The sequence below is a fragment of the Erythrobacter sp. SN6-5 genome (genome assembly GCF_057364945.1).
The window spans coordinates 1,172,208-1,196,510 of the sequence record NZ_CP200282.1; the positions used below are offsets into that span (position 1 = coordinate 1,172,208).

Here is a 24,303-nt window from a genome sequence, read left to right on the forward strand (position 1 = left end):
AGCCTTTAGCGCTAGCCGCCGCTATTCAGGCGCTGACGCGCTCGCGCGTCGTGCGGAATTCAATTTGTTTATCGTAGGGTGCGCCAAGGACCAGGCGCTGCACGAACACACCGGGCAAATGGATTTCATCTGGACTCAATTCGCCAACAGGAACGATTTCCTCGACCTCTGCTATGCAGACCTTGCCGCAAGTCGCGGCGGGCTGGTTGAAATTGCGCGCTGTCTTGCGAAACACAAGGTTTCCTGTCTCATCCGCTTTCCATGCCTTCACGATGGCAAGGTCGGCAAAGATCCCATGTTCGAGGATGTAGGTCTCCCCATCAAAGTCCTTATGCTCTTTGTCCTTGGCGACCTCGGTGCCCACACCGGTTTTGGTAAAAAAGCCCGGTATACCTGCACCGCCTGCGCGCATGCGCTCGGCCAGCGTGCCTTGTGGGCAGAATTCCACCTCAAGCTCGCCAGCAAGAAATTGCCGCTCGAACTCTTTGTTTTCACCAACATATGAGCTGATCATTTTTGCGACCTGCTTGGTTCGTAGCAGCTTGCCGATGCCTTCGTTATCGATCCCGGCATTGTTGCTGGCGAATGTCAGGCCAGTTACGCCGCTGTCGCGGATCGCATCTAGGAGTCGTTCTGGAATGCCGCACAGACCAAATCCCCCAGCGGCGATCAGCATGTCATTTGTGATCACACCTTCAAGAGCGTTCGCTGCATCTGGAAAAAGCTTGTTCATGGATGGGGCTGGCCTTGGTTGAGGTTGATTGTTGGTCTGTCGATTAGTCGTTTGAGGATTGGCTGTCACCACCTGACCGTGCGCTTTGGTGAGCTGCCTGGGTCAAGCCTAGAGTTTCGAGTGGTATGATTGCTTGGTGGCAATTTGGATGGATTGCCGCATACGCATGCAAACATTGCACTGCAACATTTCAGGCGACCTACAAAGCTCAAGGCGGCGGTATAGCATGACATTTTTGCGACAATTACAACTACTATATGCATTAAAATCAGATACTTGAAATCATAATAAGTAGACTTTGTTGCATTTTCTGCAATTGTAAATGCGCCTTTCGCACTTGCACAAAATAGCCCGTTTCTGCATATGACTGCCATGCCTAACAGGCATCCTCTCCCAAACTTTTAAGCCCGGTCTTTGGACCGGGCTTTTTCTTTGGGCGCGCGTTTTCTCCCTTTGACGCGACTCCCGGTCCGCTCGTTGTTTTGTCCTGAGTCCACTGTGAGGCACGGCGCTGTCCGTGCACATTTGCATTCCCACGCCAGTCTTCCTAGCTACAAGAGCCTGTAGTTAGAAAACCGCCCGAAGAGGAAGTGATGAATGGCTGATGCCGAAGCTGCGCCGCCGACCCGAACAACAAGGCTGCAAGTGGCGCCAGCCCGGCAGGAGGAATCGGGTCAGGGCATCGCGCGTATGCCGCGTTCAGCTTTCAAAACTCTCGGAATAACTGAAGGCGATATTGTTGAGATCGCTGGCAAAAGAACGACTGCCGCGATTGCCATGGCAGCCTACGCTGAGGACGACACGCTGGATGTTGTGCGGCTCGACGGTCTGCAACGCGGCAATGCAGAGGCTGGCTCTGGAGAAAAGGTAGAAATAAGCGCGGCAGAATCCCGCCCGGCGACACGGGTAGTCTTCGCACCAGCTCAGCGCGAGATGCGGTTGCAAGGGCCGACGCAGGCCTTGAAGCGGAACTTCTTTCGCCGTCCTTTGGTCGCAGGCGATTTGGTTGCAACCACCGGCCAACAACCGGTCCAGAACATGCCTTCTGACGTTCGCCAGATGCTCCGTGCGCCGAGCCTATGCACTGACACAAATCCGACTGTCCGTTTTCGCCACTGTGCCTAAAGGCATCGTGCATATCGACGAAAATACCGAAGTCGAATTGCGAACCGAGTTTGAAGAGCCACGTGATGCTCGCGCCGTGGTCAATTACGACGATGTCGGTGGTATGTCCGATACGATTCAGGCGCTGCGCGAGATGGTGGAATTGCCGCTGCGCTATCCAGAGCTCTTTACCCGTCTGGGTGTCGATCCGCCAAAGGGCGTATTGCTGCATGGCCCTCCTGGAACTGGTAAAACGCGCCTGGCTCAGGCTGTTGCGAACGAATCCGATGCTGAGTTTTTCACCATTAATGGCCCGGAGATTATGGGCTCCGGCTATGGTGAGAGCGAAAAGCGGCTGCGCGAGGTGTTTGAAGAAGCGACCCGCGCTGCACCCGCAATTGTCTTTATCGACGAAATCGACTCAATCGCGCCTAAGCGGCAGAACGTCCCTGGCGAGGCGGAGAAACGCCTGGTTGCGCAATTGCTCACGCTGATGGACGGCCTAGAAGCGCGTGCAAACCTTGTTGTGATCGCCGCGACCAATCGGCCAGATGCGATCGATGAAGCCTTGCGGCGCCCGGGCCGGTTTGACCGAGAAATCGTCATCGGTGTTCCCGACCAGGGGGGCGGCGTGAAATTCTGTCCATTCATACTCGCGGAATGCCGCTTGAGAGCGCGGTTGATCTGGATGAATTGTCCCGCGTTACTCACGGTTTCGTGGGTGCGGATCTGGCGGCCTTGGCGCGCGAGGCTGCAATTGATGCCGTCCGCCGGATTATGCCTAAGCTTGATCTTGATGCGCGGACGGTCCCGCCGGAGGTTCTCGAAGAGCTTTGTGTGACGCGCGAGGATTTCCTCGGTGCGTTGAAGCGGATTCAGCCGAGCGCGATGCGCGAGGTCATGGTTCAAATGCCCAATGTCAAATGGGACGACATTGGCGGCGTCGGCGACGCAATTGAGAAACTGAAAGAGGGCATTGAGCTACCACTCAAGAAACCCGATGCGTTCCGTCGTCTGGGTATTCGTCCGGCCAAAGGCTTCCTGCTCTATGGTCCCCCCGGGACTGGTAAGACATTGCTGGCGAAGGCCGTTGCGAAAGAGGCCGAGGCGAACTTCATTTCGATGAAAAGCTCCGATCTTTTGTCAAAATGGTATGGCGAGAGCGAGCAACAAATCACTCGCATGTTTGCGCGCGCTCGTGCGGTTGCCCCATGTGTCATCTTCATCGACGAGATTGATAGCCTCGTGCCCGCGCGTGGGTCGGGCCAAGGCGAACCGCAGGTAACCGGCCGCGTCGTGAACACCATTCTGGCTGAGATGGATGGTATGGAGGACTTGCAATCGGTGGTTGTGATTGGAGCTACCAATCGTCCGACTTTGGTGGATCCGGCGTTGCTTAGACCGGGCCGTTTTGACGAGCTGGTCTATGTCGGAACACCTGATCCGGAAGGTCGCGAGCATATCTTGCGGATCCACACGTCGAAGATGCCATTGGCTAATGATGTCGACCTATCCGTAGTGGCCAGCAAGACCGAGCGCTTCACTGGTGCGGACCTCGAAGATGTCGTGCGCAGGGCGGGCCTTAATGCGCTTCACCGCATGGGCAATGATGTTGAAGAGGTGACGGCAAAGGACTTTGAAGAGGCACTCAAAGATCTCGCGCGCAACCGTTACTGGAAAGATGGAAGCAGAATATCGCAAGATGCGCGGTGAGCTGAAAAAGCGGGCAGCTGAAGTCAATCCAATCGGCTTCTTGCAACCAGAGAAACTGGAACCAACCCGAGCCAAAAAGCACGAGTGATGCGCCGTTCTAAGTGAGCGTCAGTTTCCTTGCGCTCGTTCATTGGCGGATTGCACTTCGAGCCGGTGCCGGATCAATGCATCCGGCTGGTTGGTTCGCAGCCAGGAAATCATGTGCTCGCGCGCTGCGCAGCGTAGGGTCCACAGATCGCCAATGGTCGCCGCGCTCATGGACAGGCGCAGCTCCATGCTTTCTGGATAAGCTTCTGTCATCAGCATCGCGCAGGTGCGCCCATCAAACAGCTCGTGGGAGCCTACGAAGCGCTCAAATTCGGCGCGAATTGGCGGGACGTCAGCGGCCGGGTCAAGGTGCAGGAAGACCGGGCCGGTCAGCATTTCGCTCTTGCGTGACCAGTTTTCAAAACTGTTGTCGAGAAAGCGGGTTGTTGGGACGATCAGCGCTCTTTCGTCCCAGGTGCGAACTTTGACAAAGCTCATATGGATCTCCTCAACGCGGCCCACTTCGCCATCCACTTTGACCATATCGCCAAGCCGCATAGGCTCAGTCAAAGCGACCTGAAGTCCCGCAATCAGTGACTTCAGCGCAGGTTGAGCCGCGGCACCTACCGCTAGCGCAGCCAAGCCCGCTGATGCCAGCAGCGTTGTGCCAATGTCGCGAACGGCGGGAATGCCAAGGAGCATCAAGCCGACCGTGATAAAAATGATCGTAAACGTTGCCGTCCGGCTCAAAATGGCGATCCGGGTTTTGCGACTGCGCATTGCTACGGGATCGTTCGAGGCCTCCAGCCTCAGCTCCAACGCCGCGGTAAAGCCCTTCACCAGAGTGTAAGCGATCCAACCCAGCAGCGCCGGGCGCAGGAATTTGGCCAGCGGTTCCCAGATAGATTGCAATTCGGCGTTCATTTGCGCCGCGATCGTGATGCCGATCGCAATGAATGACCATTTGATCGGAAGGCGGACACGCTCAACGATCATCTCGTCCGCCGTTGTTTGGGACATTTTGGTCAGCTTGCCGACCGCACCATAGACGAGCCGGTAGATCAGGTATGCAATCCCGATTGCCAGCAACAGGGCGAGGCCAGCAACGCCCCATGCGAACCAATCGATGGTGAGATTTGCGGGATTGAATTGATCAAGCATGATGCGCACCTATGCAGACGCGTACACGAATACAACCATGGATGCGCCCGCATGCTCGCTGCGCAGACATGGCGTGCAACCAACTAGTGCGCTGCATCCCAGCTTGGTCCGGTCCCGATTTCAATCTGCAATGGCACATCGAGCTTGACCGCAGGCAGCGCGGCTTCCGCCATCACGCGCTCGATAACCGGGCTGGCCTTGGCCACATCCTCTTCAGGTAGCTCGAACACCAATTCATCATGAACCTGCAGAAGCATGCGAACATTGGATAGGCCTGCTTCTTCCAAGGCGGGCAGCATACGCACCATGGCGCGTTTGATAATGTCTGCGCTGGTGCCTTGGATAGGCGCATTGATGGCCGCGCGTTCGGAGCCTTGGCGTTCAGCCTGGTTCTTTGACTTGATCCGGGGGAACCAAGTCTTTCGCCCGAAAAGGGTCTCGGAATATCCGCGCTCGCGCACCGTCTCCAGCGTTTCCAAGATGTATCTCTGGATGCCGGGAAAGCGCTTGAAATAAGTGTCGATCATGGCTTGCGCTTCGTCCGGTTCTACTTCCAATCTGCCCGCCAGCCCCCAGCGCGATATGCCGTAAAGAATAGCAAAATTGATCGTCTTTGCCTGGGCGCGGGTATCTCTGGTTACTTCGCCGAACATCTCGTTCGCAGTGCGTGAGTGGATGTCTTCGCCTGAGGCAAAGGCTTCCTTGAGTGTGCCAACATCGGCCATATGCGCGGCCAGTCGCAATTCGATTTGCGAATAGTCAGCGGCAAGCAGGACGTTACCGGGCTCGGGCACAAAGGCTTCGCGGATCTGGCGTCCAATAGCAGTTCTGATCGGAATGTTCTGTAGGTTCGGATCGGTGGAAGACAGCCGGCCTGTTTGTGCGCCTACCAAGCTATAGCTTGTGTGCACGCGGTCGGTCTTGAGATTGATCGCTTGTTGCAAAGCGTCGGTGTAGGTTGATTTGAGCTTCGCCAATTGGCGCCATTCGAGCACTTTGTTGGCGATCTCTGCGCCTTGACCGGCAAGTTTCTCCAGCGTGCTGTGATCGGTTGAATATTGTCCACTCTTGCCTTTACGCCCCCCTTATAGCCGAGCCTATCAAACAGGATTTCGCCCAATTGCTTCGGGCTGCCAACGGTGAATTCTTGCCCGGCGTCAGCATGAATTTGTTTCTCGAGAGAGGCTATTTCTGTCGCGAATTCCTCGGACAGCTTTGCCAACCGTGCACGGTCGACCTTGATGCCCTCACGCTCGATCGCCGCGACAACCGGAATCAGTGGCCGGTCAACCCGCTCGTAAATTTGCGAGCCTCCTTCTGATGAGAGGCGCGGTTTGAGATGCTGATAGAGCCGCCACGTTACATCGGCATCTTCGGCGGCATATTCGGTCGCACGGTCGAGCGGGACCTCGCCAAATGGGATTTGCTTCTTGCCGGTTCCGCAGACTTCTTTGAATGACAATGGCGTGTGGTCGAGATGGCGGACGGAAAGATCATCCATTCCATGCCCGCCGCCAAGGCCTTGTTCACCGCGCCCAGAATCCAGAGCAAAGCTCATCACCATTGTGTCTTCGATCGGACTGACGGCCAGGCCGTATTGTGCCAGAACGTTGAGGTCATATTTGCCGTTCTGGAAGATTTTCAGAACGGCATCAGCTTCGAACAAAGGTCTCAGCGCAGCGAGCGCGGCGTTGCGGTCCACTTGTTCTGGCTTTTCTGAGAGCAGATCCACACCGCCATGAGCGAGCGGGATATAGCAGGCATCGTTTGGACCCAACGCGAGGCTGACGCCGACAAGCTCAGCCTGCATCGCATCAAGCGAGGATGTTTCGGTGTCGACAGCCACCTTTCGCGCTGCAAACGCACGAGAAACCCAGTCCTCCAGACGTTCCATGGTCTGCACCGTTTCATAGGTGCTGCGATCAACGGCTGGCATCTCAGGAAGCGCCTGACCGCTGCCATCTTCCGTGCCTGCATCGCCCGCTGTTTTGGCTTTGGCAGGATCCAGGTTTGTCGCGCGTTCAGGGCTACCACTGCCCGCTCCGAGGCGTTTCAGCAGGCTGGTGAAACCATGTTTTTGGAGAAAGGCCGCCAGCGGTTCGGCAGGCACACTTTCGAGCTTAAAGCCATCAAGCGGTTGCGGTAGATCGGCATCTTCCTTGAGCGCCACCAGCACGCGGCTCAACTCTGCTTCCTCGCGCCCGCCGAGTAACCGCTCCTGCAGCTTCGACTTCTTCATGTCTGGTGCCGAATCCAGAGCTGCGCCGAGCGAGCCGTGTTCAGCGATGAGTTTGCTCGCTGTCTTTGGGCCGACACCATAAATGCCGGGAACATTGTCGACGCTATCGCCCATCAGAGCGAGAACATCGCCAACCAGTTCAGGGACGACGCCGAATTTTTCCTCGACCTCAGGGATATAGATGCGCTGGTTTTTCATCGTGTCGAGCATGTCGACCCGTCCGCCGCTGCGCTCACCCACCAATTGCATTAAATCCTTGTCAGACGACACAATGGTCACATTCCAACCTTGTGCCTGCGCCGCCCGGGCATAGGAGGCAATCAAGTCGTCGGCCTCCAATCCCTCTTGCTCAATGCAAGGCAGGCTAAACGCCCTTGTCGCATCCCGAATAAGCGGGAATTGCGGCACCAAGTCCTCCGGTGGAGGAGGGCGGTTTGCCTTATACTCTGGATAAATATCGTTGCGGAATGATTTGGATGAGGCATCCAGAATGACCGCCATGTGAGTCGGACCATCGGCTTGGTCGAGGTCTTCGGCTAACTTCCAAAGCATGGTGGTGTAACCATAGACTGCGCCGACCGGCGTTCCCTCGGGATCGGTCAGAGGAGGCAGGCGGTGATACGCCCTGAAAATATAGGATGAACCATCGACGAGATAGAGGTGCTGTTGCTCGGCCATGATGCGGTGCTAGCACCGTGCAAGGCAGGTGATAAGCCGGTTTGGTCGAGGCATGGCGGCTATCACCCACGCAATAGTGAGCAACGACAGAACGGGCGGCAAATAAGGCGGAAAAATGGCGAAAAAGGCGATTTGACCTTGCGTTGCCATAAAGTTGCCACTATTTAGGATCTCGAAGCTGGGCGTTCTAGACTTGGCTTTGGCATTCTCCGGGGGGACCGGATGTGCTTAACACACTCGCTGGATAAGGAATTGAATCCTATGCGTAAAATTATTCTTGCTGCCGCTGTTGCTGGTTCGGCTCTTGGCCTTGCTGCATGCTCTGAAACCGCTGAACAAGCTGGTGAAACCGTTGACGCGATGGCCGCTGACGCAACTTCTGTTGTTGAAGATGGCGCGGAAGCTGTTGAAGGCGCTGCTGATGCGACTGCAGAAGCTGCTGGCGATGCAGTTGATGCAACTGGCGAAGCTGCCGAAGGCGCTGCTGCTGAAGTAACTGAAGCTGCGGAAGGCGCTGCCGAAGCTGCTGAAGAAGCAATGACCGGCGAAGCTGCTGAATAATTCAGCCTTTTAGCTTTAGCTAATTAGATTGAGGGCGGTGCCAGATAGGTGCCGCCCTTTTTCCATGCGCCGCGTTTTCTATCCGGCAGATTTCCGACGTGCTCAGCCACCAGTGTGCGGAGCGATTGTCCAATTTTGCTGATTGCGCGCTTTGGCTCCGAAGCCATCATAAAGCGCACGCGCAATTGCGGCGATCCGGCGTTCGCGGGCCAGTCGTGACCCTTGCCCGGTCACATAAATGGCGACGGCAATTGCACGGCCATCTGGTGCTTCGATAATTCCAATATCGCTCGACGTGTTATTGAGCGAACCTGTCTTGTGACTGACCCGTGCATCCGCTTCAGCATGTTCGCTACGATGCGGCGCTTACCGGTGCGAGTGCGGCTCATCGCGCCAAGCAGGACACGGCGGCTTTGCGCGGATAGGAAGTCTCCGCGATAGAGACCTTGGAGCAACTGGATCATCGCTTTGGGTGTCGCCGAATCCCGCGGATCAATCCATGCAGCTGGATCATATTCCCCATCATCGCGGACCAAAGTGGCGATATCACGGTCAATGCTGAAGTTCTCAATGCCCTGGCGGCGTACCCAATCATTGACGCGTTCTGGCCCGCCAACTGCCGCGAGCAAAGCATCGGTTGCCGGATTGCTAGAGCGAGTGATCATAATCTCTATGAGATCGATCGCCTGCATGTAATTGCCTTTGCGCACGGGTGCTGCGGCGCTTGAATATTTGGCCGAACGGATCGGAATGAGCAGCGGGAACTCGCTTGTCAGCGAATAGCGTCCTTGCTCAACCATCTCGAGATAGGCACCGGCGACCGCAATCTTGCTGGTCGATGCCATTGGAAACAGCTGGTCACCCAAAACATAAAGTTGGTCGCCTGTTGCAAGATCGACGGCAGCAACTCCGATGCGTCCTTTGTCGCCGTCGGCGAGTTCAGCAATCCGCTGCTCAAAGCCGGAGGCATAAACGGCCTCAAAACTCTGCGGGTCGCGAACATTAGTTCCCAACGCATTGTCAAAGCTGGCAAGCAGTTCATTGCCTTGCGCAGATGCTGGACTGGAGATCAGGAGTGTGGCCGCTAAGCCTGCGAAAAGTGGTGCGAGACGACGTTTGAACATGAAGCGAATATACTCAACTAGGGTTATCGGAGGCTTAACAATTGGCGATTCGCCGCGGCAAGCTTTAGTTTCATCGCTCGCGATGAACGGTGTGTCGCAAGCGACCGGATTCGCTGGACACCAGCCAAGGCGGCGTGGGTTATCACTCTATGGATCGATTACGAGGTCCGTACCGCGCCGACTGCGCATTGCGATGCATTGATTGATCTTGACTGTAGCGAGCGCCTCGGCAGTGTGATCGTCAAGCTTTGAACAGGGTAAATTTCTAATGATTCGCACAACACAGATCGTAAAAACTTCAAGCTTCGCGATTACTGGGCTTTTGCTTAGCACATCAAGCATTGCGCTGGCGCAAGACGCTCTGATTGTGCAGCCTGGCGCACCCGGGCAGGAAGGCCGCGTGCTGAGCGCCGATGAGGCAACCAAGATTGCGGCGACTACGCATTCACCGGCTGACGTTGGCTTCATGCAAGGTATGATTGTACACCATCAACAAGCGGTAGATATGGCGGTTCTGGTGAAAGACCGCACGAACCGCGAAGAAGTCGTAACGCTTGCTGGCCGGATCGAAGCAAGCCAAGCCGATGAAATCAAGTTCATGGAAAGTTGGCTGAAAGATCGCGGCGAGCCGACTGAATTGCCCGGTCATGCTAGCCACGCGGCGCACATGCATCACATGATGGCCGGCATGGCTAGCCCGGATCAAATGGCTGCTTTGGCAGCCGCCTCGGGGGTCGAGTTTGACCGACAATTCCTCACTCTGATGATCGCTCACCATGAGGGCGCGATCGACATGGTCGAAGACTTGCTCGACCAGCCCGGCAGCGCAGCTGATCCGGTCTTGTTCAAGTTCGCAAGTGATGTGGACAGCGATCAAACCAGCGAAATCGACAAGATGAACCTCGTTCTGGCCAGTCTCTCTGCCGATCCCCGTGCGACATTGAAAGCTGGTTTTGCAGATGCAGGAGAGGCAATCCTCAACCTGCGTAAGGTGGCCAGCCTATCAAAACCCGCTGGTTTCTTTGACCCGGCGAATCCCGCCGATTTGCGGCCAGCCATTCCTGATGAGGAAAAGGACAAAGCCGACAAGACAGCTGACGAAGCAGTAAAGGCAACTGACCCCAAAGCAGACGCACAGCCGGCCGAGGATACACCGCTGCGCGAAGAGGAAGAAGACCTCACAAAGTTCGCTGAGCGCTCACCCCTGCTCGATTTTGCCAACACCGACATGGCCTTCTTCGACGATATCATGGTCGCTGGCAGCTATCACGGATTTAACATCTACAAACTGAGCGAAGACGGCGCGCCAAACCTTATGAGCTCAGTCGTATGTCCCGGCGGCCAAGGAGACGTGTCGGTTGTGGGTGACATCCTAGTGATGAGCGTTGAGCAAACGCGGGGACGCGTCGATTGCGGTCTGCAAGGCGTGGTTGAAGATGTGAGCAAAGAACGTTTTCGCGGCCTTCGCATCTTCGACATCTCAGACCTTGCCCGTCCGCGCCAAGTCGGCGGCGTACAGACCTGCCGGGGCAGCCATACGCACTCCATCGTCAGCGCCGATGACGCAAAGATTATCGTTTACAATTCCGGCACCTCAAGCATTCGGGAAGAAGATGAGCTGGCTTAGCTGTGTTGGCGATATTGCCGGGGATACTCGGACGGCTCTGTTCAGCATTGATGTGATCGAGATTCCGCTTGCCGACCCGTCTCAGTCGCGCATCGTAAAATCGCCCCGCGTCTTCGCTGATCCAGAAACCGGAAGTATCGCTGGCCTTTGGACTGGCGGTGATAGCGGCGAAGGCACGCAGGATACGCGCCCGACCGACGAATGCCACGATATCACGGTCTTCCCAAGCAAGAATATCGCTGCAGGTGCGTGCTCGGGCAATGGCATTTTGTTCGACATCTCTGATCCGATGAACCCGGTGCGGATTGATGCGGTGTTCGACAAAGGTTTTGCCTATTGGCATTCCGCAACGTTCAACAATGACGGCACGAAAGTGATCTTCACCGATGAATGGGGCGGCGGCGGACGTGCGCGTTGCCGCGCATCTGACCCGATGACCTGGGGCGCGAATGCGATCTACGATATCGTAGAGGGCAAGCTTGAGTTTCGCAGTCACTACAAAATGCCTGCGCCGCAAGGCGACAAGGAAAACTGTGTTGCGCACAATGGCTCAATCGTTCCGGTGCCGGGCCGCGATCTATTCGTCCAATCCTGGTATCAGGGCGGGATCAGCGTGATGGATTTCACCGATAGCTCGCAGCCAGTTGAGATTGCCTATTTTGATCGCGGCCCAATTGATGAAGAGCAATTGGTGGTCGGCGGTTATTGGTCGTCCTATTGGTACAATGGACGGATTTATGGGACCGAGATCACGCGCGGTATTGATGTGTTTGCGCTTGAACCAAGTGAGTTCCTAACCGCTGACGAAATCGCTGCAGCAGAAGCAGCCAGTTATGCCAATACGCGGTTCAACCCGCAGACCCAGACAGAGGTCACTTGGGATGCGGACGTGATCGAGGCCGCAGCGAACAGCCGCAGCGGCGGCTAACTCTAAGCGTCACCAAACCTGGTGCATGTAAAATAAAGGGCGGGGCGGCAATTAGGCCATCCCGCCCTAGTGTTTTTAGCGAAGAGATATTAGCTCTCTTTTGACCGTGCGATCCACTGATCTACTTGTTTCTCAAGGATGCTGAGCGGGACTGAGCCACCGCCAAGAACAGTGTCGTGGAACCCGCGAATATCGAAGCTATCGCCCAATTCGGTTTCCGCTTTGGCGCGCAGTTCCTGAATGCGGATCATACCGATTTTGTAAGCGGTCGCCTGGCCTGGCATCACGATGTAGCGGCGTACTTCAGAGCGTACCGTCGTCTCGGGCATTGGCGAGTTCTCTAGGAAATAATCGATCGCCTGCTGTTCGCTCCATCCCTTGGAATGGATACCTGTGTCGACAACCAGCCTGATGGCTCGCCATATCTCCGTCGTTAGCCTGCCGAAATCAGAATAGGGGTCTTCATAGGCCCCCATCTCTTTTGCCAGAATTTCTGAATACAGCGCCCAGCCTTCGCCGAACGCCGGGATATAGCCGCCTTGCGCGCGGAATTTTGGAATGCCAGTCAGCTCTTGTGCAATCGAGCTTTGCATATGGTGACCGGGATTGCCCTCATGATAGGCGATCACTTCCAGCGGGGGGATCGGCATGGCGCGCATGTCGGATAGGTGGGCATAATATACACCAGGCCTTGAACCATCTGGCGTGCCGACGCGGTAGTGCTGGGCCGCGCCATCCTGCTCGCGGAAAGGCTCCACCCGTTTTACGACCAGATCGGCCTTTGGCAGAGTGCCAAAGAATTCAGGCAATTTGGTTTTGATGAAGGAAAGATGCTCCTCGGCCTGATCAATATATTGCTGCGCACCTGCATCTGTATTGGGATAATAGAACTGGTTGTCCTCGCGCATGAACGCAAAAAAGGCCTGCAGATCGCCGTCAAATTCGACCTGATCTTTGATCGCCTCCATCTCGGTGCGAATGCGGTCGACTTCGGCGAGGCCGATCTCGTGAATTTCATCCGCCGTCAGGTCGGTGGTGGTCATCAGCCCTAAGCGATAATTGTAGAAATCTGCACCGTTCGACAGAGCGCCCACGCCTTGCGCTTGCTCATCGGCATTCGGACGATCTTCGGTGAACCAATCAATCACACGCTGATAAGCGGGCGCCATCTGATCGATCAGAGCTGCGCGGGCTTCTTCGCGCAATTCGTCAGCGCGTTCTTCGGTGATTGCGCCTGTTTCGACCAGACCGGCGAGACGCTCTTCACTCGCCACCCACAACGCCGATGGCTCACCTTCATCGAATGGCGCACCTCTGATGAGCTTGCCCGATTCAGCGATAACGGCATCATAAGAAAAACGAGGAGGGCGGGTGCCAGCCTCTGCATTTGATTGCGCGCGCTCCAGCAATTGATCCATCGCCGTGCCGATTCCGCCGAGGCGTGAGATAAACGCGGTCATATCGCTTTCATCTTCGACCTTATGCTGGCCGATAACAAAGCTGGGCAGCGATGTGTGCGTGCCGTTCATCTGGTGGAGGACGTATTCCTGGCTGTTGAACTCAGCCGCAGCTTCGGCCTGATCCTTGCGAAATTGCCACATGTCCCATGACAGCTTGGCTTCGTCTGACAGCTCATCATAGTCGAAGTTTGCTTCCATTTCAGCGGTAGCGGACTGCCACCATTCGATCTGAGCCGCTTGCGCAGCGAGACTCATGTCGTCGATCTTGTCGTAATCCGTTTTGCGACCAAGTGCGGTCTGCCGGATGGGGCTGAATTTCAGCTCTTCCTCAAACTTCTCGTCAAACCAAGCGTTAATGCATTCGGTTTGTGTGGTCGCGCATTCGATGGTTTGGGCGGGAGCGCTCATCATGTCGCATCCGGTCACAGCAACAGACGCGAGGAGCAGCGCTGCAAATTTCGTTCTCATGGATCAGTCCCTCATTCGTAAAATTACTGAGGATCGCCATGCGCCACTCGATCCAAAATGGGAAGCCATGCATTCGACAAATAAAAAACCCCGGCGGACGAACGTCCACCGGGGCCTTCTTGTAAGCGTTGGGTGATGGGGGCTTAGAAGCCGCCCATGCCTCCCATACCGCCCATGCCGCCCATATCGGGCATTGCAGGGGCCGCTGCGCCTTCTTTTTCCGGCGCGTCAGTGATCGCCGCTTCAGTGGTGATCAGCAAGCCAGCAACCGAAGCTGCGTCTTGCAAAGCGGTACGTACAACCTTGGTTGGGTCGATCACGCCAGCTTCTACGAGGTTCTCATAGGTGTCCGTCGCAGCGTTGAAACCTTGAGTTTCATCGCCTTCACGCAGCAGGTTGCCTGAAACAACCGCACCGTCATGGCCAGCGTTCGCAGCAATCTGACGAACTGGCGCCAGGATCGCACGGCGAACGATGTCGATGCCGCGGGATTGATCGTCGTTTTCGCCTTTAACGCCTTCTAGAACCTTAGAAGCGTAAAGCAGTGCAGTACCGCCGCCAGGGACGATGCCTTCTTCAACAGCTGCTCGGGTAGCGTGGAGCGCATCATCAACGCGGTCCTTGCGTTCCTTCACTTCGACTTCTGAAGCGCCGCCAACTTTGATCACAGCAACACCGCCAGCGAGTTTCGCAAGGCGTTCTTGCAGTTTCTCGCGATCATAGTCGCTGGTCGTGGCTTCCATCTGAGCCTTGATCTCACCGACGCGGGCCTTGATGTCTTCTTCAGCTCCAGCGCCGTCGACGATCGTGGTGTTGTCTTTGTCGATGGTGACGCGCTTGGCTTCACCCAGCATGCCGAGCGTAACGTTCTCGAGCTTGATGCCGAGATCTTCGCTGACCATTTCGCCCTTGGTTAGGATCGAGATGTCTTGCAGCATTGCCTTGCGGCGATCGCCAAAGCCAGGAGCCTTGACCGCAGCAACCTTAAGGCCGCCGCGCAGCTTGTTGACCACGAGGGTCGCGAGCGCTTCGCCTTCGATGTCTTCAGCAATGATCAGCAGCGGACGGCCGCTTTGAACAGCGGCTTCGAGTACCGGCAGCATAGCTTGCAGGTTCGACAGTTTGGCTTCGTGGATCAGGATGTAAGGGTTTTCGAGTTCAACCGTCATCTTGTCCGGGTTGGTGATGAAGTACGGCGACAGATAGCCGCGATCGAACTGCATGCCTTCAACCACGTCGAGCTCGAATTCGAGGCCCTTGGCTTCTTCAACCGTGATGACGCCTTCTTTGCCGACTTTTTCCATGGCTTCGGCAATCTTCTCGCCAACTTCCTTGTCGCCATTGGCAGAGATCACGCCAACTTGTGCAACTTCGGATGAGCCAGCGACTTCTTTCGAGCGGCCTTTGAGGTTTTCGACAACCTTGGATGTGGCGGAATCGATACCGCGCTTCAGATCCATCGGGTTCATGCCAGCTGCAACTGCGGTCATGCCTTCACGGATGATGGCTTGGCCCAATACGGTTGCAGTGGTGGTGCCGTCACCCGCGAGGTCGTTGGTCTTCGACGCAACTTCCTTGAGCATTTGCGCACCCATGTTTTCGAACTTGTCAGCAAGTTCGATTTCCTTGGCGACGGTTACGCCGTCCTTGGTGATGCGCGGTGCGCCAAAGCTTTTGTCGATTACAACATTACGACCCTTCGGGCCGAGTGTTACTTTTACGGCATTGGCGAGGGTGTCTACGCCCTTGAGGATGCCTTCACGGGCATCGCGGCCGAACTTTACGTCCTTAGCAGCCATTGGTGTTTCTCCTGAAAAATTGGATTGATTGGAAAGCTATTGGGATCGCTCGGCTCAGCCGATCACGCCCATGATGTCACTTTCCTTCATGATCAGCAGGTCTTCACCGTCGATCTTAACTTCGGTGCCGGACCATTTGCCGAACAAAACGCGGTCGCCAGCGTTGACGTCGAGTGCGATGCGCGCACCGCTGTCGTCGCGTGCACCTTCGCCAACGGAGACGACTTCGCCTTCGCTCGGCTTTTCTTGTGCGCTATCAGGGATGATGATGCCGCCAGCGGTTTTCTGGTCAGCTTCGATGCGACGGACCACAACGCGGTCGTGCAGCGGACGAAATGCCATAGTGATGACCTTTCTTCTTAGGTTGATGAGTAGATTGGCACTCTCCTCCTGAGAGTGCCAGCGCAGGGCAAATGGGGATGCTGGGACGCGGAGTCAACAGCGCGCCATGCACTTTTTTACATCCGCTAATCCGGATGGATCATTGCGGGCGCGCGGTTAGACCCAATCGTTCCCGCAAAACCCACCGCCAAGTGAGAAGAACGGCCGCACAAGCTAGGCCAACAGCCAGGCCAATCCAGACACCAATGCCCTGCAAAGGCGTGAAGAACCCCAGCCCCAATGCCAGTCCAAAACCGGGCACCCAATAGCTGAAGATGGCGATCCACATTGGCACGCGCGTGTCTTGCAGTCCGCGCAGAGCTCCCGCGGCGACAGCCTGTACGCCATCAACCAGTTGGAAAGCGGCTGCGAGCACAAGAAATTGCAATGCGAAGCCCACCAATGCTGCATTTTTCGGATCGGCAGTGTCGACAAAGATCAGCAACAAGTATTCGGGCACCAGAACCATAGCGGTTGCTGTGAGCGCCATAAAACCTGTGCCGATGATTAGCGCGACCCATCCGGCGAGCCTGATGCCTTCGATCTCACGTGCACCATAATGATAGCCGACGCGGATGGTCGCCGCTTGGCCGACTCCAAACGGCACTTGAAACGCCAAGGCTGCGATATTCAGCGCGACGATATGTCCAGCAAGTTCCGCCGCTCCAATGCGTCCCATTAGGAAGGCAGCGGCGCTAAACACGCCTGCCTCTGCGGTCACGGTCAGCGCTATTGGAGTGCCGAGGCGAATGATAGTGCCGAGCCGTTTCCAATCGGGCCGCCAGAAGCGATAGAATATATGATACCGGGCCAGCGCTGGGTTGATGAGAATGATCGCCACATAAGCGCCTAAGGTCACCAGGGAGGTGATGATTGTCGCGACCGCAGCGCCCGTCAGGCCGAGTTCTGGCGCGCCAAAATTGCCGAAGATAAAGGCGTAATTTGCCAGCGCGTTCACGGGAATACCAAGCGCAGTAATGGCGGTTGCGACAACCGGGCGCCCCAATGCGGAGACGTAATTGCGCAAAGCAGCCGATAACAGCATTGGGATCAGTGAGAAGATGATCACCTGATTGTATTCATTCGCGAGCGCTATAATCGCTGCCTCTTGCCCGGTGAGGCGCATCGCCGGATCCAGCAGCAGGGCAAAACCCATCCCTCCAATGCCAGCGATCACGGCGAGCCACAGCGCCATTCTGGTTGCGCGGCGTACTGGCCTGAACGAGGTAGAGCGTGAGCCAATCGCCTCCGCAATCAGAGGAGCAACAGCCCCAACCAATGATGCGAGGGTCCATACAACAAGGCCGAATAAACCAGCCGCCAGACCAGATGCGGCCAGCGGTTCTTCTCCAAGCCGAGCGATAAAGATGACATCGACGATGTAGATCGCAGCCTGCAGCAGATTGGCGAGCGCGAGCGGCGCAGCAAGCAGGGTCGTCTCGCGCAATTCCTTGCCCCAAGTGGGCGAATTATGAGTTGCAATCTCGCTCATACAGTCGGCCCGGATAGGCCCGTGGCCGCTTTGATCAAAGGCGGTTTTGGATAACCGCTGCCCTACGACGTCAGATGCGCTATATACGCCACACCCGATAGGTGCCTCTTCGCCAGCGTTTCTGGCTCAGTCGGGCAAGTTGAAAAAGAGGTTTATCCGGTTGTCCCAGGCGCCTTCTCACGCTGGTAGTGCTCCAAGTATTTATCGAGATATTGCTCGGCTTCTGCGTCCCAAACTCCATCCAGTCGCTTGATTTGATCTTTGAAGTCGAACTGGAAGGCACCGGGCTGTTCGATGCGTAGGACAAAGCCAGCTATCATGTCGCCAGCCCCTCGCTTCCGCTGCAAATATAGCTCGGTGCAGGCGTCTCGTGCGGCTTTATCCAATTGAAACTGATCCTGCCTCAGTTGGCCGTCACTTCCGGATATCAATACGATCCCAACATAGTCGGAATCGAAGCCGTCTGAGACTTCCCGAATCTCATAATCAAGGATCACCGCTTGCCATGCATCGACTGGCAAGGCGCCAGCAACCGCCCTTACGACATTTGTCTGTGCTTGAGTGAAATCCATATCTGAGGGCTTACTTATTGTCGAAGGTTCTGGTTCTCCAAGCGCCGTCATTGACCCGATATTGAGCAGTGAAGCTATCAGGGCGAGCGCTTGCATTGCTTGGGTCATACTCGGCTTGTATCCTGACTTCAACGCGGTTTCCAGGTTGCTCGGCTATCCTGCCAACTTCATTCTCAAACCGCTTGAATGCACCTTGATTAAGGTTAGGCGCGCCATCGCCAATTGGCCGCCCGTTGCCTGGCACAACATTCAGCCGATTGGTCTGCCCGCCAAATCGATCGGCAATCATGTGAAAGCCAACATCAGTTGATCGGCCTTCACGTCCGATATCCGCCTGCAATGTCGGATCGTTCCGTCCAGCAGGAGTAAGGTCAATTTGCCCCTGGGCTACGGATACTCGCCCATTGGCATCGGTGGTGTAGCTGTAATTGCCATATTCATAGCGAGTGTTGGGGGCGGCATTGTTGGCGGCGCGGTTGAAATCGGCCGCATTGTCGAATTGCCGCACTGGAATATTATCGGCTGCCCTTGCTCCTGCGCCGAAGAACTCATCAAGCTGAGATTTCATACGCTCCAGAGATTCGCGTGCTCCCGCTGGCAGGCTGTCGATCGCGCCTTGCGGAATGCGGTTCACCAGGTTCTGAATCTCTTTCAGCGGAGCTTCCATGGTTGCGCGGAGCGCTGGATTGCGAGCCGCCATGGAAACGGCATCAGCAACGGTTTGCGCCCATTTACCCACTTTGCCAGCTTTCGCCGCATCGCCAAGATAAGGAATAATGCCAACGGCCGAGAGCGTGCCGTTTAGCAGATGCCCGCCAGCATCACCCCAATTGCCATTCCATGCTGAGCCTATCGAACGGCCAAGTGAAATGATTGCATTGCTGCCATCGGCAAACGGAGTGGGCTCAACAATGCCAACCAAATCCAAAGTGAGCTGAGTCAGGTCAGCGACCACAGTCGCGGTAGAGGGGCCGGGATCGTTGGCAGCCACAGGCGTCTGCGCCGTTCCTGAACGCATGAATTCGCCCTGTTCGCGCGGAGACATTTGCGCCAGGGCGACTTGCTCCATCGCATTCGCCTGGGCCGGAAAGGCCGATTGAAGTGCCGCCAGATCACTGCGAAGTCCAGCGGTATTGAGGACGGGATCGCGGTTTTGATTGACCAGATTTGCCGCGACGCTGAGCGGGCTCGCGTCATTTTGAGATTGCGATTGTAACGCCGATTGGCTGCGATTCACTTCGGCCATTAGATTTCTCCAACACTATGCGGTGCAGCATATGTTGGCGAGTGACGATGCGGTATCTGCAGATCGTATAGGGCGGTGCAACTCACCGCATCACAGCACTAGTCCAGCGGGTGGAACAGCAAGCCTGCGAGCGCGACCAGCCCGCGCATGCCATCAAGCTCCAGCTTGCGGACTGCGCTGTTGAGGTGCGTGCGAGCGGTGCCCTCGCTGATAGCCAGCAAAGTCGCAATATCAGCATTGGAGCGCCCCCATCCTGCGAACCTGAGGGCTGCTGATTCCGTCCGGGTCAGCTGCTGCAATGGATCAACTAATGATAGCGGAACCCGCGCTCCATCGACCAGGAACTCGCCGACGGTGACTTCGCGTTTGCGCGATGGGTCCCGCTTGGCTGCGCTTCGCATTTCCTCGATCAGCGCGAGCAATTCAGAATCTACTTCTGAGCCATCCCGTGAGCTGGCGCGGGTAGCGAGCCCCTCAGTCGGAAGGTTAGGGCGCTGTGTCATTGCGGCGTGCCTGCGCGCTCCAGCATGCCCTGCGCAACGGCATCGCGTGACATCAGCTCGTTTACGACGAGGTTGCCGAGCAAGGGCAATATCAAGATGAGCACAAAGATCGCGGCAGTGGCCTTAATCGACAGCGATAGCATGAACACGTTGAAGTTTTGCGCGAAGCGATTGAGCAGTCCCATACCAAGGTCGATCATAAACAAGACCATAAGCGCAGGGGTAGCGAGAATAAACGCAATCATAAAGTATCGGCCAAATTCCCATTCAAACAGCGCGACTGCCGACATATCAAGCTCAACCCCGCCCGGTCCCATGGGCCAAAGCGCATAGCTCATCATCAAAGTTCCAATGAGCAGCGTTAGCCCGCCAGCGGTTACGAAGGTTACCTGCGCGAATCTGCCCAGCAGGGTGGCGGAGAGTGACTGAGTGTTGCCAGAAATTGGATCGACAACTTGCGCAATGGTTGCGCCAGTTTTGCTATCGATGATCTCGCCTGCTGAGGCCATCGCCCACAGAAAGGTTGCATAAAACAGGCCGATCACAACGCCTGCCGCCGCTTCGCGTCCAAACAGCGCCAGCCACTGACCTGCGGTTAAGGTGCTGGGGGAGAATGAGACAGGCAGTGACAGGGCGACCAAACCAAAGGCGATGATAAGGGAATTGCGCACTAGCGGCGGGATTAATTGCGGTGAGAACAAAGGCAACATGATGAATGCCATGGCGAACCGCGCTGATGCAGCCCCCACAAGTAGCGCCTGTTCTGTCCAAGGCGCGGCGGAAATCAGCGACTGGCCAAGGGCGCCCCCAACACTCATCCAACCAGCCCATTGAGGTTGCTGAATATCTTATCGCTAAAGGCGAACAGGCTGCCAACCATCAGGCTGGCGGTGATGAACAGGGTGAGCACAATCGCGAAGAATTTAAGTGTGAACTGGAGCGTTTGCTCTTGGATCTGCGTTGCCGCTTGCACCACAGCGACCATCAGGCCGACCACTGATGCCGCAATAATGGGTGGGGCGGAAAGCAGTAGCACCAGCCACAATGCCTCAAGCGTGATATCAGTGAGGTTCATGTGGAGCGCCTCGCCTTGCTACATCGCATAGGAGAGCACCAATCCATGGCTGAGCTTTGCCCATCCATCGATTACGACGAATAGCAATATCTTGAACGGCAGTGAGATTGTGACCGGGCTAAGCATCATCATATTGAGCGCGAGCAGGATGTTCGAGATTACCAGGTCAATGATCAGGAAGGGCAGGAAAATCAGGAAGCCGATCTGAAAGGCCGTTGTTAACTCGCGCACCGCGAATGCTGGTACAATGATAACAAAATCGCTGTCGTTAATCTCTGCCGCGCGTTCCGGCCCGCTGATCCGCCGCTGTGTTGCCAAGAAAAAGGCGCGGTCTTCTGCATCAGTGTTTGCGAGCAGGAACTTACGCAGCGGCTCTTTCGCTTTGTCAGCGGTCGATATGATCTCCTGAGTGTCGCCAAGCTGAGACGGCCCAGCCGGATTTTCACCCGGCATGCTGGCTTCGGTTTCGCTGCCCATTCCCGCCGCAGCCGACATGTCTTGAAGTGTCGGGTACATGACATAGACCGAAAGGATGAGCGCCAGTCCATTCAGGACGATATTGGGCGGGGTCTGTTGCAGGCCGAGAGCGCTGCGGACGATGGCCAGAACAACCACGATTTTGGTGAAACTTGTGACCATCACGGCTAGGAACGGAGCGAGCGCGATCAACAATACAGTGATCAGCGCGGAACCTGGGGTGAATGTCCCGAGTTCCATCATTTTGCCTCTGCCGTCAGCTCGTCCGTATCCCCCAATGGTTCGCTGGGAGAGGCTTCTTCAGCCTTGGGCGTGGCGATGTCCGTCCTTTGATCGTCGGGTTGGTTCGCAGCAGGTGACGGGCTCTCGACCAACACCGCAAATCGGTCACCCACGCGGACAATTTCGCCTTTACCAACGGGCAATCCGCCGACGCTGATTGTAACCTGCAGGCCCTCTGTGATCGGCCCAAGATCAATCGATCCAGCATCAGCAAGGGCGGTCAAATCATCTTGCGACAGAACGGCGTCGGGCAATTGCAGAGCCACTGGCACGGTCATTTGATTGGTGTCTTTTGGATCACTCATCGGAGCTGCCTCGAGATTGTTGGGGGAGTTTGTGAGCGCGGTGATCAGTCGCCCTGTTTGCGGATCGAATGCAACGCCGTAGCTTAATGGACTCGTCGCATTTTCAATGACTGGCCAAGGTGATCCAGAGAGCAGCAGCAGATCGCCTCCACCCAGAGCTTCGGCTTCGTTTAATGTGAGCCGGGTCGCCGCGAGCGAAAGCTGCACCGGCACCGGAGTGGCTGCCGGGCACGGTATGGGCGGCGACGCAAGCGGTGCGATCTCGCCCAAAGGCTCACCGGCGCGCGAAAGCTGAACGCAGGCAAGTTCAGCGTCCAGCTCGCCGTGATTGTTGAACTCAGCGGCGAGGCCTGTTGCCTGCTCAATCTCATCTAGCGACGAATTGTGCAAAGCCAAGGCGCTCACCAAGGCGTCAGCCGCTGCGCCCTGCGGCGCGCGCGTCTCTAGCGGCGGGCGAAATGCAAGACCATCTGCCTTGTACCAGTCCGCCTGACCAGACGAAGCTGGCACAACTGATGTCACAATACCGCGACAGGCCAGCAATCGAGCCGTGTGATGCGCCCAGGCACATTGATCGGCGTTCAAGCTAGGCAAGCTGCCCGCTATGCCCTCGAGTTGTTGGTGACGAGCGCTCATATCTGCCCCTCATCGGACATGCGAAGCCGAAAGCGTGGCCGTCCCTTTGGGGCATCACTTGGCATCTGCTCGGCGTCGTAGTCCGCAGTGCCTATGGATGCCTCGGTAGAGTCAGGAGCGGGCCATTCCCGCAGCCTAGAGATAGAATGTGCGGTTACTCCCAGCAGCATCTCCTCGCCCTCAATCTCGATTAGGACCAGACGTTCACGCGGGCCGATTGGTAGGGCTCTGATAAAGCGCAAATTTCGCGTGTCTTGCTGGCCGCCAAGCTTCCCAAAGCTCCCGTCTTGAAATCGGCGCATCAGGTAAAGCCCACCCCAGGCAAGGGCGATTACGAATGCCAAAGACAAGACAATTGCTAGCAGGGACGAAAGCACCGTTCCGATGGTCATGACGGTTCTAACTCCATTGGTTCTGTATCAGTTGGGTCGCTGGGCGGCGTGTGGCCATGGTCCAGCTCACATTCCATCGGAGCCTTTCCTGCGCGGGCACGCTTGGCCCACAAAATCACCTCGGCGATGGCATCGAATAATTCCTCCGGAACCATCTCACCAACTTCGCCGCGTGCCCAAAGTTTGCGTGCGGTGGGAATGTGACGGACTATTGGCACTTCAGCATCAATGGCGGCCTCCCGCATGGCCTGCGCGATCTCACCATCACCGCGCGCCAGAACGACCGGGACCGGTGCGCGGTCCGGATCATAATCGAGCGCGATCGCTAGATGAGTAGGATTGACCAACAAAGCCGATGCATCTTGGGTAGCTGAGACAGCGCCTGATTGCGCCCATTCTTGACCCAGCTGGCGGCGATGATCCTTTACATGAGGATCGCCTTCGTCCTGCTTCACTTCTTGTTTGATGTCGCGGCGGCTCATCATCATTTTCTTGAGAAAGCGCTGTTTAGTCCACACATTGTCAATCAATGCGATCCCTACGAAAAGCCCGCCAACCCAGGCGAGGATTTCAAGTGCGATACCGAAGGTAAGAGCCGCATCGCGCGATCCCGCCTGTGCGCCAAGCCCATCTCGCCAGACTGGCTCTGACGCAGGCAGCAGCATCGAGCCCATTTTCTCAATATGTCCGTAGGCGACCAGCCAGACGACGGAGAGCACGGCGAGCACTTTTGCCAGTGTTTTGACCAGCTGAACCAGTCCGTCTTTACCGAACAACCGCTTCAATCCCTTGATTGGATTGATATTCTCGAATTTCGGTTCAAGTCGCTTAGGCGCGAACAGGCCGCGAGTCTGGAATATTTCTGACAATCCGCCCAGCGCGGACAAGGGGATCAATACCACTGCGCTCAGCATAAGCAGTAGCAATGCTCCCTCTCCGGCGAGGCCGTCGAAGGCTAAGTCAAAGTCTCCACTGGCCGCCTGACTCACAACTCGGCCGCCAAAGTCGGCGATGCTTCGAGCGATCCAAGCGCCCGCTACGAGCAGCAATAAAATTGCCCCGAAGGTGCCGAGCATGGACGAAATGTCTTGTGCCTTGGCAATGTCGCCCTTTTCGCGGGCGTCTTTCAACTTCTTGGGAGTCGGCAGCTCTGTCTTGTCGCCGCCTTTATCTTCATCCGCCATTTATGCCTGCCACTCACCTCATAAGACGCCCGTCAGAAACCGGCTCTAATTCTGCGCGCGCGTGAGGCACTTTATCCTCGTGCGCGACTCCGGATGGCAGGCCCGGAAATCACGTTATTTGCACCCTTGTTAGTAA

General features: G+C 56.3%; 19 protein-coding genes and 3 pseudogenes. 4 read left to right on the forward strand and 18 right to left on the reverse strand.

The genetic code is table 11. The features are described from left to right. Positions 1-25 precede the first annotated feature (25 nt). A complete protein-coding gene (locus AC0V6Z_RS05835; protein WP_472640417.1) occupies positions 26-733 on the reverse strand; it encodes a CoA transferase subunit A in 708 nt (235 codons plus the stop codon). A 597-nt stretch (positions 734-1,330) separates the two neighbouring features. Here AC0V6Z_RS05835 and AC0V6Z_RS05840 point away from each other — a divergent pair. Further along, positions 1,331-3,638: pseudogene (locus AC0V6Z_RS05840) on the forward strand (CDC48 family AAA ATPase). A 20-nt stretch (positions 3,639-3,658) separates the two neighbouring features. Here the strand turns inward: AC0V6Z_RS05840 and AC0V6Z_RS05845 are convergent. Together AC0V6Z_RS05845 and polA are read right to left on the reverse strand one after the other, a co-directional pair. After that, positions 3,659-4,738 (reverse strand): mechanosensitive ion channel family protein, encoded by a 1,080-nt coding sequence (locus AC0V6Z_RS05845; protein WP_472640418.1) that lies wholly within the window; start codon positions 4,736-4,738, stop codon positions 3,659-3,661. An 83-nt stretch (positions 4,739-4,821) separates the two neighbouring features. After that, positions 4,822-7,655 (reverse strand): annotated as a pseudogene (polA, locus tag AC0V6Z_RS05850) (DNA polymerase I). A gap of 261 nt (positions 7,656-7,916) precedes the next feature. On the opposite strand from polA, the gene AC0V6Z_RS05855 reads away from it, so the two are divergent. Further along, a complete protein-coding gene (locus tag AC0V6Z_RS05855; protein ID WP_472640419.1) occupies positions 7,917-8,216 on the forward strand; it encodes a hypothetical protein in 300 nt (99 codons plus the stop codon). Between the two features lie 102 nt (positions 8,217-8,318). On the opposite strand, the pseudogene AC0V6Z_RS05860 reads toward AC0V6Z_RS05855, so the two are convergent. Together AC0V6Z_RS05860 and AC0V6Z_RS05865 are read right to left on the reverse strand one after the other, a co-directional pair. Beyond that, positions 8,319-8,507: pseudogene (locus tag AC0V6Z_RS05860) on the reverse strand (serine hydrolase); the annotation flags it as partial. After that, the gene (locus AC0V6Z_RS05865; protein ID WP_472640420.1) at positions 8,447-9,340 is read right to left on the reverse strand and encodes a serine hydrolase; all 894 of its coding nucleotides are present in this window, start codon (positions 9,338-9,340) and stop codon (positions 8,447-8,449) included. The gene AC0V6Z_RS05865 and the pseudogene AC0V6Z_RS05860, both read right to left, overlap by 61 nt. A gap of 268 nt (positions 9,341-9,608) precedes the next feature. Between AC0V6Z_RS05865 and AC0V6Z_RS05870 the strand changes: the two genes are divergently transcribed. Both AC0V6Z_RS05870 and AC0V6Z_RS05875 read left to right on the forward strand, forming a co-directional pair. Next, positions 9,609-10,967 (forward strand): DUF305 domain-containing protein, encoded by a 1,359-nt coding sequence (locus AC0V6Z_RS05870; protein ID WP_472640421.1) that lies wholly within the window; start codon positions 9,609-9,611, stop codon positions 10,965-10,967. Beyond that, positions 10,954-11,895 carry an LVIVD repeat-containing protein gene (locus tag AC0V6Z_RS05875; protein WP_472640422.1) on the forward strand — a complete coding sequence of 314 codons (942 nt, stop codon included), beginning with the start codon at positions 10,954-10,956 and terminating at the stop codon, positions 11,893-11,895. The genes AC0V6Z_RS05870 and AC0V6Z_RS05875 overlap by 14 nt, the downstream gene beginning before the upstream one ends. Before the next feature lie 89 nt (positions 11,896-11,984). Here the strand turns inward: AC0V6Z_RS05875 and AC0V6Z_RS05880 are convergent, their stop codons facing one another. The 13 genes from AC0V6Z_RS05880 to AC0V6Z_RS05940 form a co-directional block, all read right to left on the reverse strand. Beyond that, entirely contained in the window at positions 11,985-13,823 is a 1,839-nt protein-coding gene (locus tag AC0V6Z_RS05880) for a DUF885 domain-containing protein (protein ID WP_472640423.1), read from the reverse strand. A gap of 143 nt (positions 13,824-13,966) precedes the next feature. After that, positions 13,967-15,622 (reverse strand): chaperonin GroEL, encoded by a 1,656-nt coding sequence (groL, locus tag AC0V6Z_RS05885; protein WP_472640424.1) that lies wholly within the window; start codon positions 15,620-15,622, stop codon positions 13,967-13,969. Positions 15,623-15,676: 54 nt separating this feature from the next. Then, entirely contained in the window at positions 15,677-15,964 is a 288-nt protein-coding gene (gene groES, locus AC0V6Z_RS05890; RefSeq protein WP_472640425.1) for a co-chaperone GroES, read from the reverse strand. A 139-nt stretch (positions 15,965-16,103) separates the two neighbouring features. Then, positions 16,104-17,495, reverse strand: coding sequence for an MATE family efflux transporter (locus AC0V6Z_RS05895; protein WP_472640426.1), 1,392 nt, complete (start codon positions 17,493-17,495; stop codon positions 16,104-16,106). A gap of 152 nt (positions 17,496-17,647) precedes the next feature. Continuing rightward, positions 17,648-18,067, reverse strand: a complete 420-nt coding sequence (locus tag AC0V6Z_RS05900; RefSeq protein ID WP_472640427.1) for a hypothetical protein — start codon at positions 18,065-18,067, stop codon at positions 17,648-17,650. Between the two features lie 10 nt (positions 18,068-18,077). After that, positions 18,078-19,313 (reverse strand): DNA/RNA non-specific endonuclease, encoded by a 1,236-nt coding sequence (locus AC0V6Z_RS05905; RefSeq protein ID WP_472640428.1) that lies wholly within the window; start codon positions 19,311-19,313, stop codon positions 18,078-18,080. A 98-nt stretch (positions 19,314-19,411) separates the two neighbouring features. Beyond that, positions 19,412-19,816, reverse strand: coding sequence for a helix-turn-helix transcriptional regulator (locus AC0V6Z_RS05910; protein WP_472640429.1), 405 nt, complete (start codon positions 19,814-19,816; stop codon positions 19,412-19,414). Then, complete coding sequence (sctT, locus tag AC0V6Z_RS05915; RefSeq protein WP_472640430.1) at positions 19,813-20,634, reverse strand: type III secretion system export apparatus subunit SctT; 822 nt, start codon at positions 20,632-20,634, stop codon at positions 19,813-19,815. The genes AC0V6Z_RS05910 and sctT overlap by 4 nt, the downstream gene beginning before the upstream one ends. Continuing rightward, the gene (gene sctS, locus AC0V6Z_RS05920) at positions 20,631-20,891 is read right to left on the reverse strand and encodes a type III secretion system export apparatus subunit SctS (RefSeq protein WP_472640431.1); all 261 of its coding nucleotides are present in this window, start codon (positions 20,889-20,891) and stop codon (positions 20,631-20,633) included. Before sctS ends, sctT begins: the two co-directional genes overlap by 4 nt. A gap of 18 nt (positions 20,892-20,909) precedes the next feature. Then, positions 20,910-21,611 carry a type III secretion system export apparatus subunit SctR gene (sctR, locus tag AC0V6Z_RS05925; RefSeq protein ID WP_472640432.1) on the reverse strand — a complete coding sequence of 234 codons (702 nt, stop codon included), beginning with the start codon at positions 21,609-21,611 and terminating at the stop codon, positions 20,910-20,912. Further along, positions 21,608-22,591: a FliM/FliN family flagellar motor switch protein gene (locus AC0V6Z_RS05930; protein WP_486176439.1), complete on the reverse strand. Its 984-nt coding sequence runs from the start codon at positions 22,589-22,591 to the stop codon at positions 21,608-21,610. The genes sctR and AC0V6Z_RS05930 overlap by 4 nt, the downstream gene beginning before the upstream one ends. Then, positions 22,588-22,983 (reverse strand): flagellar biosynthetic protein FliO, encoded by a 396-nt coding sequence (gene fliO / locus AC0V6Z_RS05935; RefSeq protein WP_472640434.1) that lies wholly within the window; start codon positions 22,981-22,983, stop codon positions 22,588-22,590. The genes AC0V6Z_RS05930 and fliO overlap by 4 nt, the downstream gene beginning before the upstream one ends. Further along, positions 22,980-24,167: an EscU/YscU/HrcU family type III secretion system export apparatus switch protein gene (locus AC0V6Z_RS05940; RefSeq protein ID WP_472640435.1), complete on the reverse strand. Its 1,188-nt coding sequence runs from the start codon at positions 24,165-24,167 to the stop codon at positions 22,980-22,982. Before AC0V6Z_RS05940 ends, fliO begins: the two co-directional genes overlap by 4 nt. Positions 24,168-24,303: the final 136 nt, after the last annotated feature.